Here is a 1303-nt window from a genome sequence, read left to right on the forward strand (position 1 = left end):
CCGACGAGGATCGAGCTGTAGTCCGCGCCCTGGTTGCGGTAGTGGAACAGGCTGATGTTCCAGTCCGGCGCCATCGACGACAGGAACTTCATCAGCGCGCCCGGCCGCTCGGGGAATTCGAAGCGGAACAGGCGTTCGTCGAGCGCGAGCGGCGAGCGGCCGCCGACCATGTAGCGGATGTGTTCCTTCGACAGTTCGTCGTGCGTCAGGTCGACGCTCTTGAAGCCGTGCGACTCGAAGTTCGCGGCGATCTCCGCCGATTCGCCGCGGCGCTTGATCTGCACGCCGACGAAGATGTGCGCGGATTGCGCATCGGCGATCCGGTAGTTGAACTCGGTGACGTTGCGGTCGCCGACGAGCGAACAGAAGCGCTTGAAGCTGCCGCGCTCCTCGGGGATCGTGACCGCGAACACCGCTTCGCGCGCCTCGCCGACTTCCGCGCGCTCGGCGACGAAGCGCATCCGGTCGAAGTTCATGTTCGCGCCGGAGGTGACCGCGACGAGCGTCTGGTTCTCGACGCCTTCGCGTTCCGCGTACAGCTTCGCGCCGGCCACCGCGAGCGCGCCGGACGGTTCGAGCACGCTGCGCGTGTCCTGGAACACGTCCTTGATCGCCGCGCACAGCGCGTCGGTGTTGACCGTCACGACGCCGTCGAGGAATGCGCGGCACAGCCGGAAGGTTTCCTCGCCGACGAGCTTCACCGCGGTGCCGTCGGCGAACAGGCCGACCTCGCTGAGCTCGATGCGCTCGCCGGCGTCCAGCGACTGCGCCATCGCGCACGAATCCTCGGCCTGCACGCCGATGACCTTGATCTCCGGGCGCACGGCCTTCACGTACGCGGCGACGCCGGACGCGAGCCCGCCGCCGCCGATCGGCACGAAGATCGCATGGATCGGGCCCTGATGCTGGCGCAGGATCTCCATCGCGATGGTGCCCTGGCCGGCGATCACGTACGGATCGTCGAACGGGTGGACGAACGTGAGATCGCGCTCCTGCTGCACCTTGACCGCGTGCGCATAGGCATCGCTGTACGATTCGCCCGCCTGGATCACCTCGACGCTCGGGCCGCCGTGCGCGCGCACCGCATCGACCTTCACCTGCGGCGTCGTGACCGGCACGACGATCACGGCCTTGATGCCCATCCGGGCCGCCGAGAACGCGACGCCCTGCGCGTGGTTGCCGGCCGACGCCGTAATCACGCCGCGCGCGAGCGCGTCCGCCGGAATGTGCGCCATCTTGTTGTACGCGCCGCGCAGCTTGAACGAGAACACCGGCTGGTTGTCCTCGCGCTTCAGGTAAACGG

At 68.0% G+C, this 1303-nt stretch carries 1 protein-coding gene; it reads right to left on the bottom strand.

Annotation, left to right across the window (positions count from 1 at the left end; all coding sequences use genetic code 11):
- Window positions 1-1303: threonine ammonia-lyase, biosynthetic (ilvA, locus tag G3N62_RS35520; RefSeq protein ID WP_206141558.1), on the bottom strand; the 1303-nt coding region annotated here is incomplete at both ends.

Source organism: Burkholderia sp. Tr-20355 (genome assembly GCF_017104685.1).
Classification (GTDB): domain Bacteria; phylum Pseudomonadota; class Gammaproteobacteria; order Burkholderiales; family Burkholderiaceae; genus Burkholderia; species Burkholderia seminalis.